Raw genomic sequence first — 18,911 nt, 5'->3', positions numbered from 1 at the left:
ATGGTATACTATAGGAAATACTTAATATAAAAAGTGAAAAACTATGAAAAGTAAATACTTCATTACGGTTTGTACTGTTATTTTTGGTATTGCTGTAATGTTTCTTCCTCAAAATTGTATCTTTAAGCCGAATACTATTAGTCACCTTAAGGTTGGTTTTGTTTATATTGGTGATACGGCAACTGCCTATACAAATAACTTTTACAGAAGTCAGCTGGAGCTGGAAGATGCTCTTGGCTCTAAGGTTCAGACTGTCGCAAAATTCAATATCAAGGAATATGGCGACAGCTGCGAAAAAGCGATAGAAGATTTAATTAATCAGGGCTGTGAACTTATCATTTCTACAAGTTACGGTTATGGACAAGCAACAAAAAATATGGCTTCAAAGTATCCGGAAGTTCAGTTCTGTCATGCTACAGGCAACCTTGCAAATGAGGCACCTGTTCTTCCTAATTTTCATAATTTTATGGGACGGATTTACGAAGGCCGCTATACTGCAGGCGTTGTTGCCGGAATGAAGCTTAGGGAACTTATCCTTCATGGAAGATTAAAGCTCAGCGATGCAAAAATCGGTTATGTTGCGGCTTATCCTTATCCTGAAGTAATTTCTGGTTATACGGCATTTTTTCTTGGTGTAAAAAGCATCGTAAATGAAGTTCAGATGTCTGTCAGTTATACCAATACCTGGAGTAATCACATTATAGAAAGAAAGGCTGCTGAAAAACTGATTGAAGAAGGCTGTGTAATAATCAGTCAGCATTCTGATACGACAGGTCCTGCAATTGCCTGTGAAGAGGCCAGCATCAAAAAAGGAAAAACTGTATTTCATGTCGGCTATAACCAGAGTATGACAGATGTAGCTCCTACAACATCACTAGTTTCATGCAGAATTAACTGGACTCCCTATATTATTGCTGCGGCTCAGGCTGTTATTGACGGAAAGAGGATTGAATCTGTCGTTAAATCTAACCTGAAGGGAAATGATTCTTCTGCCGGTTTTGACAAGGACTGGATTGAGATTCTTGGGTTGAACGGAATTATTGCCGCAAAAGGCACACAGGAAGAAATTCAGAGGGTAAAAAATCAGTTTGCGGACGGAAAAATATCAGTTTTCAGCGGAAATTATATTGGCGTAAATATTTTTAATGTTGATGATGTAAGGGATTTTAAGACACCATTTATAGAAAACGAAACTTCATCTGCTCCTAAGTTCTGCTACATTTTGCGTGATTTTATAACTGTGAAGGGGGAGTAAAAAATGCTTGGAATCGTATTAAACATGATTTTAATTTCAACGGCAGTCCTTGCTCTTGTCAGCGGAATCGTTTTTTTTCTTGAAGAGCCTGATACAGCCCATGTCAGAAATTTTACCCCCTTGTTTGGAGGCGCAATTTTTTTAATCTGCGCGGGTTATTCAGTGATGGGCCTTATGCCTTACACCCAATACGCTTTTATTCCCCGAATAATAGGACTTTTTGGAATTGATATTTTTCTTTTTCTTGAATTTACCTTTTTGACCTTTGAACTAAAAACAAAACTAACCATCCGCTATATTATCTGCGGATTTCTTGCCCTGCTGATTGTCTTTGACCTTATTATTTTTGGACGCCCCCACACAATCACTTATGTAAGATACAATTATCATACTTCTTATGAAAATATTGGCGGCGGAGCCTTTATGTATCATTATGCCTATGTCTGTGTCGTTGCTTTTTTCATGCAGACTTTTGGCATTCAATGGTATAAAAGTAAAAAAGTACATCGTGACAAGCGTTTTTCTGCGCAGATTATGGCATCAAATTATGTAATTCTTCTTGGAGCCCTGCCGGATTTATTTAAGGGTCTTGGAATGGAAAAATATCCGACCTTTTTATACAGCATTGCCTTTGCCTTTGTTTATTTCTTTTTCTGGGTAGCGGTTAAGCAGCATCTTTTATTTACTCCAACCGTAAAAAATGTATGTAAGGACGTTTTTAATTCCATTAATGTTCCTATTTTGATTTTCAATCTGGACGGTTTTATAAGCGTATTCAATCCTGAGGCAGCTCAAAAACTTGCCATCAAGGAAGATGGAAAACCTTATCTAAGGAATCTCTTTACAATATCTGATATTGAACTTATGAGGCTTATTGCCCGCTCTAAAAACGGCTGGTGCGGTCAGATTCAGACAAAAATTAAAGAAACTGGGGAAGACTGTACCCTGAATTGTGTAATCAGATTTGATAACGTAGGGGAGCCCTTCTGTATAATCGGAACAGTATTACCGGTGAGTCAGGAAATTACGGATGATAAAGGTGAAGCAATATGAAATGTGAATCAAACTTAAAAGCCTGGCAGGTTTTTCTTCTTGTATTTTTAAGTATGGCCCTTAATCTGGGGGGAAGGCTTTTTGCGGACAGCCTTAATCTTCCCCTGTGGCTTGATTCCTTTGGTACTTTTCTTACGGCTTATTGTCTTGGACCTTTTTGTGGGGCTGTAGTTGGTGTTTCAGGAAATATACTTCACGGACTTTTTAATCCCATTTCCTTTGTCTATTCTCTTACAAGTATTTTTATTGCTGTAGTTGTCGGAATTATGGCAAAACGCGGCTGGCTGGAAACTCTTTTGAAGACGATGAGCCTTTCAGTTTTAGTAACTTTGGTCTGCGTGCTGATTTCCGTAGTCCTCAATATCGTTTTTTATGGCGGCGATGTCGGAAACGAGTGGGGCAACGGAATTGTGGAATTGTTTTCTTCTTTTGGAGTTCCCCGCATTATCTGTCTGATTCTCGGACAGTTTTATATGGATTTTTTGGATAAGGTAATTACCCTTGTCCTTCTTTTTGCGGTAATAAGAATTTACAGGGTTTTGAAACCGAATTTTCCTCAGATTATTCAGGCTTTTACATGGCGGGATATGGTTTTATTCCTGCTTTTTGCGGGCTTTCTGCTGGTAGGCGGGGAAAAACTTTCTGCCCAGTCAAAAATTTATTCGTCCTATACACAAACCCTTTACAATAAATCCAACGGACTTAACGGCGGCAAGGCAAATGATATAGTTTCCACAGATGACGGTGTTTTATGGATTGGAACTTATGAAGGTCTTTACCGCTATAACGGAATTGAGTTCCGCCTTATGACGGAGTTTGACTCAATTAAGGCTGTAAAATGCCTTTATGTTGATGATGATGACAGGCTTTTTGTTGGAACAAATGATAACGGACTTTCAATCATCATCAATGAAAGCATTATGAACGTGATTGAAGAAAGTGACGGCCTGCCTGCCGACGCTGTAAGAAGCATTATCCGCGGAAGTGACGGACTTTATTATGTGGGAACGGCAGAAGCTCTGGCTGTCCTTGAAATTGCAGACGGCTTAGGAGTTGTTTCAACTTTTCCTGAAATTCAGACGGCAATAAGCCTTGCGGCTGACAAGGATGAACATATTGCCGCAGTAAGTTCAGCCGGAACTTTATTTTTATTTAATAATGCTGACGGAATTGGCTGGACTTCTAAAAATATAAAGGAGCGCTTTATTTCTGTTGCCTTTACGCCAGAAGGACTTTTATATGCGGCAACGGATTCAAACAAGCTACTGTCATATCAGGTTCGTGGGAAAGAGCTTGTCTTTGACTCTCAGATAGATTGTCAGGGCTTTTATCATATAAACTCGGTTGAATTTTATAATGATACAGCATTTGTCTGCGCTGATAACGGAATCGGTTGTATTGAAAATGGAAAAATCAGCCTGATTGAAAGCGGAAATTTTAATAATTCCATTGATAACATGACAGAGGACTATCAGGGAAACTTCTGGTTTACATCATCAAGACTTGGCCTTCTTAAGATGTGCGAAAACTCTTTTTCTGAAATCTATGCGTCGGCTGACCTGCCTGTTTCTGTCGTAAACTCTACAGCTAAATATAGGGGAGTGCTTTACTTTGCAACAGATGACGGACTTATGGCAGTTGACGCTGAAAGTGAACGCCCGCTTAATAATGAAATTACAAAATTCTTAAAGGGTGTTCGCTGCCGCTGTATAACTCTGACTAAAAACGGAGAAATGTGGATAAGCACAAAGTCCCGGGGGCTTGTAAAAGTTTTCCCTGACGGGCGGATTATTACACTGGGACAGGGGCATCTGTTCCGTGTGGCGATTGAACTTGCAGACGGAGCTCTTGCCGCAGGTTCCAGTGACGGTCTTGCTCTAATTAAAAATGACAGGATTGTTCAGTGGCTTACTGTAAAGGACGGCTTTGAAAACTCAATGGTTTTGTGTCTTTCTGAAACTCCTGACGGTATCATTCTTGCGGGCACTGACGGCGGCGGTCTTGCTGTAATAGAAAAGGAAGATGAAGAGGGAACTTATTCTATTTCAAGGCTGATAAAAAGAAGCGACGGAATTTCTTCCAATGTAATTTTGCGTACTGTAAATGATTTCGAGGGAGAAAATCCGACGGGAAAAGTTTTTGCCGTAACAAGTAACGGTCTTGCATATCTTGATTTTTCAGAGGGGGCGGAAAAGCCTATCCGCATTCTTTCGAATTTCCCTTATTCAAATAATTATGACTTGATTATCCGGCCTGATAAAAACCTTTTTGTTTTGTGCAGCGCAGGAATTTATGTTGTAAACCGGGATGAACTTTTGAGCGGAATGAAGCTTGATTACGAGCTTCTGGATTCTGAAAAAGGCTTGAGGGGCGCTCTTACTGCAAATTCCTGGAATTATCTTGATGAAAACGGAGACTTGTATCTTTCCTGTGATGCAGGGGCTTCAAAAATCAACCTCAATACTTATGATAAGCAGGAACATTCTTACCGCATGCAGTTAAAATCTGTTGTAATTGACGGAAGAAGGCATATTGTTCAGAAGGATATTCCTTTTATCCTTTCTTCTGAAACTGGAACTGTGGAAATTGTTCCTGAAATCATAAATTATTCCCTGAATACACCTTATGTAAGTCTTTTTCTGGAAGGTGTCGATGAAAAGCCTTCTGTCATGCTGCAGAATGAGCTTACAAGTAAGATTTACACAAACATAAAGTCCGGGGAATACAAATTTCACATAGCAGTTCTTGATTCAAAGGGACGAAGAACTGTGGAAGAGTCTATCTACACGATTAAAAAGCCTTTCAGGATTTACGATAACTGGTGGTTCTTTATTTATACCCTGGGTGTTGCCATGCTTGCGATTGTATGGCTTACCTGGTATGTAACTTCTGCCCTGCAGGAAAAACGCCTTGAAAAGCAGAATAAGGAAATGGAAGATATCAAGCGGCAGGTTCGCCTGGGTAACGAAACAATTTTCTCTATTGCAAATGCCCTTGAAGCCCGTAATGAAAGTACCGGTCGTCATTCCATGCGTGTTGCCGAATACGCTGTTTTGATTGCCAAGGAGCTTGGTTTTACAGAAGATGAACAGGCACAGCTGAGGCGAACAGGACTCTTGCATGATATCGGAAAGATTGGTGTTCCGGATGCAATTTTGAACAAGCAGTCGGCTCTTAATGATGATGAATATGAAATAATGAAAAAGCACACGATAATTGGTGGCGCAATTCTGAAAGACTTTACGCTTATTCCTCATGTTGATGAAGGTGCTAAATATCACCATGAGCATTTTGACGGAACCGGCTATCCTAACGGCTTGAAAGGGGAGAAAATTCCCGTAAACGCCAGAATTATTGGAATTGCCGATGCCTTTGATGCCATGACTGCAAACCGAGTTTACCGAAAAGCCCTGGATATGGATTTTGTAACGGCAGAGCTTAAGAGAAGCGCCGGCAAGCAGTTTGATCCTTGTCTTGTGGACATCATGCTTGATTTGATAGAAAGCGGAAAACTCAACGTTGAGAAGACTGTCACTGAAACTGATGAAGTTGCATACGGCGCGAGCGTGGAAGGTGGCGAAGCCAGCACGCAGGCATTTTAATGCCGGAGTGCCGAACGTAGTGGAGCCTGGAAGGCGAGTTTGAGATGACGCCCGCCTGAAAAATGGTTTATCGTTAAAATATTTTTCAAAATTTGCTAAAATTTATTTGACAAGTGTAAAATCCCGTGATATTGTTAAAATGTAATTTGGAAACGTTTCCAGTAACGTTTCCAAAAATAATGTGTAAAATTGGAAACGTTTCCAATTTAATAAAAAATGTATTTTTTTCTAGGAGGAAATAATGAAAAAAATCGTAATTAGCACTTGTGCTATGCTGGCTGCCGCACTCAGTTTGAATGCTGCTCCAAAAAAGGGAACTGTACGCTACCTTAACTTCAAACCAGAAGTAACTGCTGTTTATGAAGAACTTGCTGCCGCTTACGAAAAGGAAACTGGCGTAAAGGTTATCGTTGAAACTGCTGCTAACAACACTTATGAATCTACTTTGACAGCAAAAATGGCAACAAAACAGGCTCCTACATTGTTCCAGATTAACGGACCTGTAGGCTACTCAAACTGGAAAGATTACTGCGCTGATTTGACTGGTACTGAAATCTATAAACATCTTTCTGACAAATCACTTGCAATCACAGATAAGGGCAAGGCTTATGGTATTCCTTATGTAGTTGAAGGCTACGGAATTATTTACAACAAGGCTATTACTGACAAATACTTTGCACTTTCAACAAAAGCTACATCTTTCAAGAGCATGGACGAAATCAACAACTTTGCTAAACTTAAGGAACTCTGCGACGATATGCAGAAAAACGCTGCTGCTCTCGGAATCAAAGGTGTATTCGCTTCTACTTCTTTGAAAGCAGGTGAGGACTGGAGATGGCAGACACACCTTGCAAACCTTCCTGTTTATTACGAATTCAAGAACAACAAGATTGACTTGACTTCAAAGGCTACTCACGCAATCAAATTCCAGTATGGTAACAACTTCAAGAACATCTTCGATCTTTACACAACTGACTCTGTTGTAGACAAGAAAAACGTTGGTGTAAAAACTGTAGATCAGTCTATGGCTGAATTTGCTTTGGAAGAATGTGCTATGGTTCAGAACGGTAACTGGGCTTGGGGACAGATTAACGGTGTAAGCGGAAACAAAGTTAAGGCTGACAACGTAAAATATCTCCCAATCTATACTGGTGTAGCTGGTGAAGAAAACCAGGGTCTTTGTGTTGGAACAGAAAACTTCTACTGTATCAACAAGAAAGCTTCTAAAGAAGATCAGAAAGCAACTGCTGACTTCATCTACTGGTTGTACTCTTCTTCTACAGGTAAGAACTATGTAACAAACAAACTTGGTTTCATCGCTCCTTTCGATACATTCGCTGAGAACGAAAAACCAACAGATCCACTTGCTAAAGAAATCTTGAAATTCATGTCTAAGAAAGGAATTACTTCTGTATCTTGGAACTTCACATTGTTCCCTTCACAGACATTCAAAGACAACTTTGGTGCTGACCTTCTTCAGTACTGCCAGGGTTCTAAAGACTGGAACACTGTAGCTTCTAACGTTGTAAAGAACTGGAAGACTGAATGGGAGTTAGTAGAAGAGTAATCGAATAAGTAATTTGATTATTACTTAAATGTAATAACAAAACTGATACTAATTCGGAGCTGTAAAAAACAGCGGGAGCGTAGGTGCGGATTCAAGCTGCATCGTGGGGGCGAGCGAAGCGAGTCCAATTTCCAAATATCCCACGCCCGCAGATTGAATACGCGCCATAGCGGTAGCTGTTTTTTACAGTTTTTTTATTTATTAAACAACATTTTTTATTAGATTTATTTTTGAGGATTATTTTTTATGGAAAACAACAAGGCAATAAAAAAATATTTTCCAGTATTTGTTTTGCCAACATTGCTTGCTTTTACACTTTTTTTTGTAGTTCCATTTATCATGGGATTTTTGCTTTCTTTTACAAAATTCAAGGTTGTTACGGACGCGCATTTTGTTGGCTTTAAGAATTATATTCGTGCTTTTACAATCAATGATGAATTTATCCATGCACTGAGATTTACAACATTATTTACTGTTGTTTCCATGATTACTGTAAACGTTTTTGCATTCCTTCTGGCTCTTCTTCTTACAAAAGGTCTTAAGGGAACAAACTTCTTCCGCTCGGTTTTCTTCATGCCAAACTTAATCGGCGGTATTGTACTTGGATATATCTGGAACCTTCTTATTAATGGTATTCTTCTTCACTTTTTTGGAGAGGATATTTCTTTCAATGCAAAATACGGATTCTGGGGACTTGTAGTTCTTACAAACTGGCAGCTTATCGGTTATATGATGGTAATCTACATTGCCGGTCTTCAGAATATTCCTTCTGATATGCTTGAGGCAGCTTCAATTGACGGTGCTTCGGGCCTTACAACACTTTTCAAAATCAAACTTCCGATGGTAATGCCTTCCATTACTATCTGTATGTTCCTGACACTTACAAACTCTTTCAAAATGTTCGACCAGAACCTGGCACTTACAAACGGCGCTCCTGGTACAAGTACAGAAATGCTCGCCCTGAACATTTACAAAACCTTCTACGGTAGAACAGGTTTCCAGGGGGTAGGTCAGGCTAAGGCTGTGGTTTTCTTCCTGATTGTTGCCATTATTGCCTTTGTTCAGCTTAAACTTACAAATACAAAGGAGATTGAACACTAATGATGATAGAAAATAACAAAGGGACTAAGCAGTTCGCACAGACCTGTCTTCTCATTGCCCTTACTGCAATATTTATTTTTCCGATTTTACTTGTTTTTATGAACTCCTTTAAGTCGCGCCTTTATGTTTCTACAGATCCTTTTGCGCTGCCTTTTGGTTCAATGTTCGTAGGATTTGAAAACTATGTCCGCGGTATTACTTCTTCGGGATTTTTTATCGCCTTTATCCGTTCTGTTTGGATTACAGTTGTCGGTGTTATGCTGATTATTGTCTGTACTTCCATGACTGCATGGTTTATTGTTCGCGCTAAAAGCAAGTTTACAAGAATTCTTTATTATATGTTTACCTTCAGTATGATTGTTCCATTCCAGATGGTAATGTACACAATGACTTTTGTGGTAAACCGCATTTATTTTGATAACGTATTCGGAATTCTTTTTGTTTACCTTGGCTTTGGTGCCGGTCTTACAGTTTTCATGTTCACAGGTTTTATTAAGTCGATTCCGCTTGAGGTTGAAGAGGCTGCAACAATTGACGGCTGTAATCCTATTCAGACTTACTTTATGGTAGTGTTCCCGATGCTGAAGCCGACTGCAATTACTGTTGCAATTCTTCAGGCAATGTGGATCTGGAATGACTATCTTCTTCCTTATCTTATTTTGGGTTCTGACCACAAGACTGTTCCTGTTGCAATTCAGCTTGCAATGCAGGGCGCTTATGGTTCAACTGATTACGGTGGATTTATGGCTATGCTGGTAGTTGCAATTGTTCCTATTATTGCATTCTATATTTCGTCACAAAAGTATATAATCAAGGGCGTTATTGCCGGTGCTGTGAAAGGCTAGCTGTTCGGCAGATTAAAAAGGAAATGCGATGTGAAAAATGCGGAGCTGGGGTTCGTGATTTGCGTAGCGTCACGTAGCGGAGCAATATCACGGTTCCCGGAGCAAGCATTTTTCATGGTGTTGATATATTTTTTAATATGACTATAAAGGATATTGCCCGCGAATGCGGCTGCGCTGTTGGAACTGTTTCCCGAGTTTTGAACAATCACCCCGATGTGAGTGACAAGACCCGTGAAAAAGTTCTGGCAGTTGTAAAAAAGCATGATTTTATTCTCAATACAAATGCAAAGCAGCTTAAGCAGCAGGACAGAAAAACTTTAGTCATCATCGTAAAGGGAACTTCCAGCATTCTTTTGAACAGCCTTCTGGAACGTATTCAAAAAAGAATTGAGCCGCTTCCATATAATGCCAGCGTTGTAGTTCTTGATGAATACGAAAATGAGGCAAAAGCAGCTAACCGCATTTACTATGAGCAGAAGCCGGTCGGGGTGATTTTTCTTGGTGGAAGCCCTGATTTATTCCGGGAAGATTTTGAAAAGCTTCAGGTGCCCTGCGTCGTAATTTCCAATGAGGCAGATAGAATAGAAGGGATCTGTCTTTCCAGCGTCTCTACCGATAACTTTACTGCTGCCCAGTATTCGGCAAATTACCTTATTCATAACGGCCATCAGAAAATCGGAGTTATCGGCGGTAATCTTGGCGGATCTGACATGACGCAGAAGCGTTTTGACGGCTTTTTATCTGCTATGAAAATGGCAGGATTAGATTTTGATTTTAAGGAGTCTTACGTCGCTTCAAAATATTCTTTTGAGGGCGGGGCTTATGCAGCAAAAATCCTGATTGAAAAGAACAGGGATTTGACTGCGATTTTTACAATGTCGGACGCAATGGCAATCGGTGCCTGCCGTCAGCTTTCAGATATGGGATATAAAATCCCGGAAGATATTTCTGTAATCGGCTTTGACGGTATTTCTCTTGGTGAATTTTATTTGCCGCGTCTTACTACTATTAAACAGCTTTCAAACAGCCTGGCAGATGAAGGACTTTCAATACTGCTTGACTGTATAGAAAATAATGCTGAACCTGTGAACAAATACATTCCTTTTGAGTTTGTTCAGGGTGAAAGCGTAAAAAGGGTATATATTTAGGAGAAACTATGAGTATTTTAGACAATAGAGCAAGCGGAGTTTTGATGCATATTTCTTCTCTTCCGGGAAATACCGGAATCGGAACTTTGGGAAAATATGCCTATCAGTTTGTAGATTACCTTAAAAAGTACGGACAGACCTACTGGCAGATGCTTCCAATCTGTCCTACAAGCTACGGCGATTCTCCTTACCAGAGCTTTTCAACTTTCGCCGGAAACCCTTATTTTATTGATTTTGAAAAACTGGAAAGCGAAGGGCTTTTGGCTCACGAAGACTGGGCTAATGTAAACTGGGGCGACAATAAAAACTACGTTGATTACGGTCTTTTGTATGTTGAACGCCACAAGGTTTTTGCAAAAATTCAGGAAAACTTTAACAAAAATATTCCTGCAGATTTTGAAAAATACTGTTCAGACAATTCTTTCTGGCTGGATGACTATGCGCTTTTTATGGCAATTAAAGATGCCCACAACGGAGCAAGCTTTTCTACCTGGGAAAGTGACATTAAAGTTCGCCAGCCGGGCGCAGTTGTAAACTGGTCTCAGCGCTGTGCAAAACGCGTCCAGTATTATAAGATTTTGCAGTATCTCTTCTATAAACAGTGGTACGAGCTTAAAAAATACGCAAACGATAACGGCATTAAAATTGTAGGTGATATTCCTATTTACGTTGCCGCAGATTCAAGCGATGTCTGGACAAATCCAAAGCAGTTTGCCCTTAAAGGTGATTTGACTCCTATTGAAGTTGCAGGTTGTCCTCCAGATGCCTTTAGTGCAGACGGTCAGCTCTGGGGTAACCCTGTTTACGACTGGGAATACCACAAGCAGACAAATTACGCCTGGTGGAAAAAGCGCATTTCAGAATGTCTTAAAATTTATGATGTAATCCGAATCGATCACTTCCGCGGTTTTGATGAATATTACTGTATTCCTTTCGGTTCTCCGAATGCAAAGACCGGTCAGTGGAGAAAGGGGCCTGGCGCTCATCTCTTTAACGAAATCAGAAAAGAGTTCGGCGACATCAATATTATTGCAGAAGACCTTGGTTTCCTGACCCCTACTGTAATTCAGATGCTTAAGGACGTAGGCTTCCCTGGAATGAAGGTTCTTCAGTTTGCCTTTGACAGCCGCGAAGAAAGTGATTACATTCCTCACCGCTACGGTCACAACAGCGTTGTTTACACAGGAACCCACGATAACGACACAATTCTTGGCTGGTGTAAATCAGCCGGCGCTGAGGACGTTGCCTTTGCAAAAAAATATCTCCGTGCCAACAGCGACGACGAACTCCGCCAGGAAATGATGATCAGTGCTCTCAGCTGTGTTGCCAACACCTGTATTTTGTGCATGCAGGATTTAATCGGCCTTGACGGTGCTGCCCGCATGAACATTCCATCTACAGTAGGCAACAACTGGAAGTGGCGTGCCAGTGAGGATCAGATTACTGATAAGCAGTTTGAATTCCTTGGCTATTATTCAAAGCTCTTTGGAAGATGTGAGAGATAATTGCCACAGATGAGACACAGATAAACACAGATGAAGCAGTCGGATAGTAAATCTCCGGCTGTTTTTTTTGTGTCAAATTTGTGCTATAATGGAAAGGTTGAATAACTTTTTAGGACGATTTAATGAAAGAAAATTATGACGTTGTAATAATCGGAGCGGGCCCGGCCGGTCTTTATACGGCTTATGGTCTTGTGAATCAAAATCCAAACCTTAATATTATTATTATTGAAAAGGGTAATGCCATAGAAAAACGCGTATGCCCTGCTATCAAAAATAAGACAAACTGTGTGCGTTGTAAAACCTGTTCAATTATGGACGGTGAGGGCGGTGCCGGTGCCTTCTCCGACGGAAAGTTTCCTATTACAAATGATTTTGGCGGAAACCTCTGGGAAAAAATCGGAAAAGAAAAAGCTCTTGAACTGATGCGTACTGTTGATAAGTGCAACGAAAATTTTTTCAAACAGTATTCAAAGCGCGAAAAGAAAAATCTTGATTTTCCTCGTCTTTATACTTCTAAAGATTCTTTTTTCAAGAAAATCTGTACTCAGCACAACCTTCATCTTCTGGATGCTGATATCCGCCACCTCGGAACAGACTACGGCCAGCAGATTTATAAGGAACTGATTAATTTCCTCAAAGAGCACAAGGTTGAAATCATTACAAACACAGAAGTATCTTCAATAAGTCTTAATCAGAATGGGGCAAAGAAAGACTGCCTTTATCAGGTTGAGACAGGTGATTTTAAAATCTTTACAAATCAGATTGTCGTTGCAGCGGGACGCTCGGGCAGTAAGTGGGTAAAGGATGTTTGTAAAAAGCTGAAGATTCATACACGCTCAAACCGTGTTGATATCGGTGTGCGTTTTGAATGCCCTGATGAAATCTGGAATCACGTTACAAAAGATTTGTACGAAAGTAAAATCACCTACCGCACTAAGACTTATGAAGATTTAGTCCGCACCTTCTGTATGAATCCGTCCGGCGCTGTTGTTACAGAAAATACGAACGGCGGTATTACCGTAAACGGACACTCTTTTGAGGACGCGGCTCTTAAAACTAACAATACAAACTTTGCACTTCTGGTAAGCAAGACCTTTACAGAGCCTTTTGATGACAGCTCTGAATATGGTGAAGCGATTATCAAACTTTCTAACATGCTGGGTGGTGGTGTAATTGTTCAGCGCTACGGCGATTTAATCCGCGGAAAGCGTTCAACAAAGAGCCGAATTGCAGAAAATACAGTTCTTCCAACTCTTAATGCCGAGCCCGGCGATTTGAGCCTTGTTCTTCCAAAGCGTATTCTTGATGATATTATTGAAATGATTCAGGCCCTGGACCATCTTGTTCCTGGTATGGTAAATGACGACAACCTTCTTTACGGCGTTGAATGTAAATTCTATAACAATACAGTTGATGTAGACGAACACCTGAGGGCAAAAGGCTTAGAAGGCCTTTACTTCATCGGCGACGGTTCCGGCTGGACACATTCGCTGAGCCAGTCGTCAGCATCAGGCTTGTATGTAGCAGAACAGATAGCAAAGGCTTTAAACTAAAATGGCAATTGATCTCGAAAGCTTAAAAAAGGAGCTGAACCCGGAACAGTACCGCGCGGTTATTACGACTGAAGGCGCTATTTTGATTATTGCGGGGGCGGGCTCTGGAAAAACTCGCGTTATTACATTCAGAATTGCTCACATGCTTGATAAGGGTATTCCTCAGAGTCAGATTCTGGCGCTGACCTTTACGAATAAAGCCGCAAAGGAGATGGAAGAGCGAATTAAGGATTTGACTCAGCGTAAGCTGCAGAATCTTACTGTTTCGACCTTCCATGCTTTTGGTGTTAAGGTGCTCCGTCAGGACATTGAAAAGCTTGGTTACCGCGAAAACTTTTCTATTTATGATGAAACTGACCGCGTTGCCCTGATTAAGGAATGCGGCCGCGAACTCAAATACAGCCCAGAAGCCCTTGATATTTATAAAATAGGACAGCTGATTTCCAATATTAAAACCGGCCGAAAAACCTGGGAAACTGCCAACGATATGTATCGTCCTCTTTACGAGTGCTATCAGGAAGGCCTTAAGCTTTACAACGCTGTTGATTTTGATGACCTGATTGTTTTGCCGATTAAACTTTTCCGTGAAAATCCTGAGGTGCTTGCCCGTTATCGCGAGCGCTTTAAGTACATTATGGTCGATGAGTTTCAGGATACCAGTCACCAGCAGTATGAGCTGATGCACTTGCTTGCGGACAAAAATGTTGCCGTAGTAGGTGATGATGACCAGTCCATTTACAGCTGGCGAGGCGCAGACTATCAGAATATCGTAAACTTTGAGCACGATTTTGACGTGACCGAAATCCGCCTGGAGCAGAATTACCGTTCTACGGGTACAATTCTTGATGCGGCTAACGGTGTAATTTCCCATAATACCAACCGCAAGGATAAAAAACTCTGGAGCGGTAATGGGGCAGGTAAGCCGATTGAAATCTTTATGCCGGAAAACGAAACTGACGAGGCAGATTTTATTTCGGAATCAATTCTTGGCATTGCGGCAGATGAAAAAAGAAAATTTGATGATTTTGGAATCCTTATCCGGGCAAATACCCAGAGCCGCTTTATAGAAGAAGCACTTTTACAGAACAACATTCCCTACACAATGAGCGGCGGAACTTCCTTTTTTGAACGCAAGGAAATTAAGGACGTTATCAGTTATCTTCGTGTAATTTCTAATCATGATGATGATATAAATTTGCTGCGAATTATAAATACTCCTCGGCGGGGAATCGGGCGAGCGGCAATTCAGGTTATTAACGATGCAGCAGAATTAAACGGCTGTACCCTCTGGAACGCAATTGATTATCTTATTCACGCAGAAGCCTCGGAAGCAAGCGACACTCTTAAGCAGGATCTGGAAGAGTTTGTAAATCTGATGGAAAGTCACCGTCAGAAGCTTTTGAGCGGACGTGGTTTGGCAAACAAGGTTCGCCAGCTGGTAGAAGACATCAACTACAGGGATTATCTGATTTCTGAATATCCTAAGAGTGAAAAGGCAGTTCGCTTTAAACTGAATAATATCGAAATGTTTATCGGTATGATTGAACGCTGGGAAAATAACCCGGAAAACCAGAATGCCAACCTTTACGCTTACTTAAACCGCGTTACCCTTATGTCATCTGATGATATTGATGATGAGCAGGACAGCGGAAAAGTCAATTTGATGACGATTCACGCTTCAAAAGGACTTGAGTTCCCGGTTGTCTTTATTGCCGGGGTAGAAGAGGGCTTAATTCCACATGCCCGTTCGGTTGAAGAAAATGGCGGTGATGTGGAAGAAGAGAGACGGCTTTTCTACGTTGCAATCACCCGCGCCCGTGACAAGCTTTTTATGACAGCCTGTCAGAAACGCCGTAAAATGCAGATGACCGTAGAAAGTGAACCTAGCCGCTTCCTTGATGAAATCCCGCAAAATCTTGTGGAATATCACGAGCCAAAACAGCTTACCGAGGAAGAAACAGGCGAAATGTTCAGTAACTTCCTTGATAAACTTAAGTCTCAGATGTAGGAAAGATTATCGGGTCAAGCCCGATAATGACACTGCTAATAGATCAAGAATTCCAGCTTGTACTTGCCTGGGAGTACTTTGTACTCCGGCAGTGTGTCCGGTCCGCAGGCACCAGTGCCCACCCCGCGCATTATAGCATCCAGGTGCAGCGTATAGTATCCGTCCTTCGCGCCGCAAGTCGGTGTGAGTTCACTTCTGTGTTCGCATTTCCACAAATCCGCCTCAGTGTATCGGCTGTAATTAAAACTGAAAGGAACTTCGCTTTGAATGTGCAAAGGCTTTACTCCCTCTCCTTCAAGGCAGAGATAGCGGGTGTCACAGCGGCTGCCGTTTTCCTGAGGCACAATATATGGAACTTCAAGTTCACATGCCTTCTTAGTGTAAAGTCCCAGCATAGCGCCGTCCTTTCTGTCTGAATAACATTCCTGAGGTCCGCGTCCGTACCAGTTTACAGTCTTGTAGCCGGCAGGGATTTTTACGGCAAGCCCTGCGCGAGGGTATTCTTTCATTGCTGAAGTAAGTTCAAACTCAGCAGTAACTTTTACAGCAGGAGTACCCGCCGGGGAAGTGGCTTTTTCACAGCACACTTTCACGTCCGCAAGTTTTTCCTTCTTCTCAGCCTTGCTTCCTGTGAAAATTTCAAAGGCTCCTTTACCGTCTGTTTTTACTTCTTCTGCCGGTAAATCCTTCTTAAGCCATTCGACTGTCGGCTTATTAAAGAGTGAGAATGGAAGAGGACTTTCATTTATTCTGTTAAGCTCTCTTTTTACACATTCATTTTCCGTAAATGAGCGGAAAAGCTCTGGTGTAAAGTCTTTTGCAAGCTGATTAAGACTGCATTCTTCTGCAGAAGCATTATTCTGGAAAATTGCAGAACTAATATCTGCTTTGTTCAGAAGGACTTCATCCAGTCCGAAAATCCAGCCTGCCGCTGCAAAGCTTGTCGCCTTCTTATAGGCAAAGTTGATGTTCAGAACATATTCGCCGTCTGATTTAGAAGTAAATTCACCGGTTGGAATTGTGATTTCCTTTTTTTCTCCAGGTAAAACTTTTGAGTCGCCAAGGTGAACTTCTCCATTTTTTACGCAGTTCCCGTTTTTCAAAACTTTCCAGATAAGCTTTACGTTATCAAGGCTTGTAAAATCAAAGCGGTTTTCAACTTCGTACTTTCCGTTTGCGGCATCAAGTTTTTTGAAAGCTATCGGTGCAAAAAGTTTTTTGCATTCTTCCATAGCAGGCTTTGTCGTCTGGTCCGGGAACATGATTCCGTTTAAACAGAAATCATAATCGCTAGGAAGGTCTCCAAAATCAGCTCCGTATTTCCAGTATTTTCCGCCCTGAGGCTGGCCTGCTTTTCCTTCTGGAGCCTCAGCAGCTAAGCCCTGGTCAATCCAGTCCCAGATAAAGCCGCCCTGAAGGCCTGGAGTGCTGTAAATTGCCCGCCAGTAATCGCCTAGAGAACCGTTTGCATTTCCCATTGCGTGAGAATACTCACACATAATGATAGGGCGGTAATCATCGCGGGTTGTTGCGTATTCTTTAATAAGGGCAATTGAAGGGTACATAGGTCCAATGAGGTCTGTCAGGCCTTTTCCGCGTGCAAGCGAATCAAGACTGAAATCGCCCTGTGTAAATGCCGGGCGGACAAAGCCTTCATAATGAACAAGTCGGGTAGGGTCAACGCGGCGAATCCATGCCTGTGCCGCCACCTGATTCTGGCCGTCTCCGCTTTCGTTTCCAAGTGACCATCCGAAAATGCAGACATTATTTTTGTCTCGGCGAACCATGCGCATAATTCTCTGCATGTAAGCGTTGGTCCATTCATCACTGCGGGTGATTACATCGTAATTTGCGTGGTTTTCTATGTTAGCTTCATCCAGCACGTACATTCCGTAGCGGTTGCAAAGCTCATACCATCTTTCGTCATCAGGATAGTGGCAGGTGCGGACAGCGTTAAAATTGTAAGACTTCATGATATGAAGGTCTTTTACCATTTTTTCTGTTGTCAGAGTTTTTCCGTGAAGTTCACTGTGCTCGTGTCGGTTTACGCCTTTTATATAAACCATCTTTCCATTTATTAAAAGTTCGCGGTTTTTAATCTGCACTGACTTAAAGCCGGTTGTAAAACATGTTGATTCAATGTGGCGTCCAGGTTTTCCTCCGTCAGATTCATGCAGACTTACGCAAACAAGATAAAGATTCGGGTGTTCGTGGCTCCAGAGTTTAGGATTTTTAATCTTTATATGAGTTCTGATTTGATTAAGGTTCAGGCGAAGGCACAAAGTTCCCATTTTCCAGCCTTCTGCAATCTGCTTTCCAACCTGGCCTTTTTGAACAGTGCCGTCAAGTTCATAAACGGCATATTTTACAACCCGTTCGAATCTGTCGTTATCAGCGTGATTAAAGCGGGAAACTTCACGGCTTAAATCACTTCGTCCTAAAGTTACGTAAAGAGGAATGATTCCAGTTGCCTTGTCGCCAGCCTTATAGCCTGGAGCATTTTTATCCTCGTGGAAGGCATTTTTAATTCCGTCAACGTCCGCTGCAATTACTGCTCCTGCTTCTTCAAGGTGAGAAAGGGCTGAAATGTCTGCAATATAAGTATCTTCTGTTGTATAAAGATAAACGCTTCTGTGAATGCCGCCAAACCACCACTGGTCCTGGTCTTCAACAAAAGAAGCATCAGAATAGCGGATAACCTTGATGTCGATTGTAACTTCTTTTCCGCTTGAAAGAGCATCCTTAATATAGTAGGAAATATCAAATTCGCAAGGAAGACGGGTATCTTTGCTGATTCCAGCTTGAATACCGTTTACAAAAACCTGAGTTACGCTTTCTGCAGAACCGATATGAAGCACAACTCTTCGTCCCTTCCATTTTGCAGGAATTTTTACCTTCAGGCGGTAAAGTCCCGTAGGATTTTCTTCCGGTACATTTGGCGGAATTGTATCAAATGGCATCTGAACGTTGGTGTAGTGAGGTTTATCCCAGCCTTGAAGGGACCAGGTTCCCGGAACCTTGATTTTGTCCCATTTTTTTACTTCATCAAAAGAAAGATCCGGATTTGTAGAAAAGGCAAAATCCCACTGGCCGTCAAGATATTTTACAAAAGTGGATTCTGTTTTTTCGTGAGTTTCAGGTCCTTCTGCGCATTCTATTATAGAAGATTTTGCATCAGCAAAAGGAAAAAGGTGACTTCTGATAGGAAGACGATTTAAAGACTGTATTTCCGGATTTTCATAAAAGTTTTTCATATTTTAAGTTTACGCTCAAA

General features: G+C 41.4%; 11 protein-coding genes. 10 read left to right on the top strand and 1 reads right to left on the bottom strand.

Features of this window, described 5'->3' with window-relative positions; translation table 11 throughout:
• Positions 1-43 precede the first annotated feature (43 nt).
• The 10 genes from T530_RS13395 to T530_RS0103380 all read left to right on the top strand — a co-directional run bounded on the left by T530_RS13395 (position 44) and on the right by T530_RS0103380 (position 15,637).
• Complete coding sequence (locus tag T530_RS13395) at positions 44-1,255, top strand: BMP family ABC transporter substrate-binding protein (protein ID WP_051537792.1); 1,212 nt, start codon at positions 44-46, stop codon at positions 1,253-1,255.
• A 3-nt stretch (positions 1,256-1,258) separates the two neighbouring features.
• Complete coding sequence (locus T530_RS0103420; RefSeq protein WP_027727823.1) at positions 1,259-2,308, top strand: hypothetical protein; 1,050 nt, start codon at positions 1,259-1,261, stop codon at positions 2,306-2,308.
• On the top strand, positions 2,305-5,910 hold the full coding sequence (locus tag T530_RS13390; protein ID WP_051537791.1) for an HD domain-containing phosphohydrolase: 3,606 nt from the start codon (positions 2,305-2,307) through the stop codon (positions 5,908-5,910). The genes T530_RS0103420 and T530_RS13390 overlap by 4 nt, the downstream gene beginning before the upstream one ends.
• A gap of 241 nt (positions 5,911-6,151) precedes the next feature.
• Positions 6,152-7,477: an ABC transporter substrate-binding protein gene (locus T530_RS0103410; RefSeq protein WP_027727822.1), complete on the top strand. Its 1,326-nt coding sequence runs from the start codon at positions 6,152-6,154 to the stop codon at positions 7,475-7,477.
• A 246-nt stretch (positions 7,478-7,723) separates the two neighbouring features.
• Positions 7,724-8,578 (top strand): carbohydrate ABC transporter permease, encoded by an 855-nt coding sequence (locus T530_RS0103405; RefSeq protein ID WP_027727821.1) that lies wholly within the window; start codon positions 7,724-7,726, stop codon positions 8,576-8,578.
• Positions 8,578-9,423, top strand: coding sequence for a carbohydrate ABC transporter permease (locus tag T530_RS0103400; RefSeq protein WP_027727820.1), 846 nt, complete (start codon positions 8,578-8,580; stop codon positions 9,421-9,423). Before T530_RS0103405 ends, T530_RS0103400 begins: the two co-directional genes overlap by 1 nt.
• Positions 9,424-9,560: 137 nt before the next feature.
• Positions 9,561-10,571, top strand: coding sequence for a LacI family DNA-binding transcriptional regulator (locus T530_RS0103395; protein ID WP_027727819.1), 1,011 nt, complete (start codon positions 9,561-9,563; stop codon positions 10,569-10,571).
• A gap of 8 nt (positions 10,572-10,579) precedes the next feature.
• On the top strand, positions 10,580-12,076 hold the full coding sequence (gene malQ / locus T530_RS0103390; protein WP_038073337.1) for a 4-alpha-glucanotransferase: 1,497 nt from the start codon (positions 10,580-10,582) through the stop codon (positions 12,074-12,076).
• Between the two features lie 122 nt (positions 12,077-12,198).
• Complete coding sequence (locus T530_RS0103385) at positions 12,199-13,629, top strand: NAD(P)/FAD-dependent oxidoreductase (RefSeq protein WP_027727817.1); 1,431 nt, start codon at positions 12,199-12,201, stop codon at positions 13,627-13,629.
• Between the two features lies 1 nt (position 13,630).
• Positions 13,631-15,637 (top strand): ATP-dependent helicase, encoded by a 2,007-nt coding sequence (locus tag T530_RS0103380; RefSeq protein ID WP_027727816.1) that lies wholly within the window; start codon positions 13,631-13,633, stop codon positions 15,635-15,637.
• A gap of 35 nt (positions 15,638-15,672) precedes the next feature.
• On the opposite strand, the gene T530_RS0103375 is transcribed toward T530_RS0103380, so the two are convergent.
• A complete protein-coding gene (locus T530_RS0103375) occupies positions 15,673-18,891 on the bottom strand; it encodes a glycoside hydrolase family 2 TIM barrel-domain containing protein (RefSeq protein ID WP_027727815.1) in 3,219 nt (1,072 codons plus the stop codon).
• Positions 18,892-18,911 lie beyond the last annotated feature (20 nt).

The organism is Treponema sp. C6A8 (assembly GCF_000619925.1).
Lineage (GTDB): Bacteria > Spirochaetota > Spirochaetia > Treponematales > Treponemataceae > Treponema_D.
Note: the sequence above shows the minus strand (reverse complement) of the source record. Positions and strands in the feature narration are given on the sequence as shown.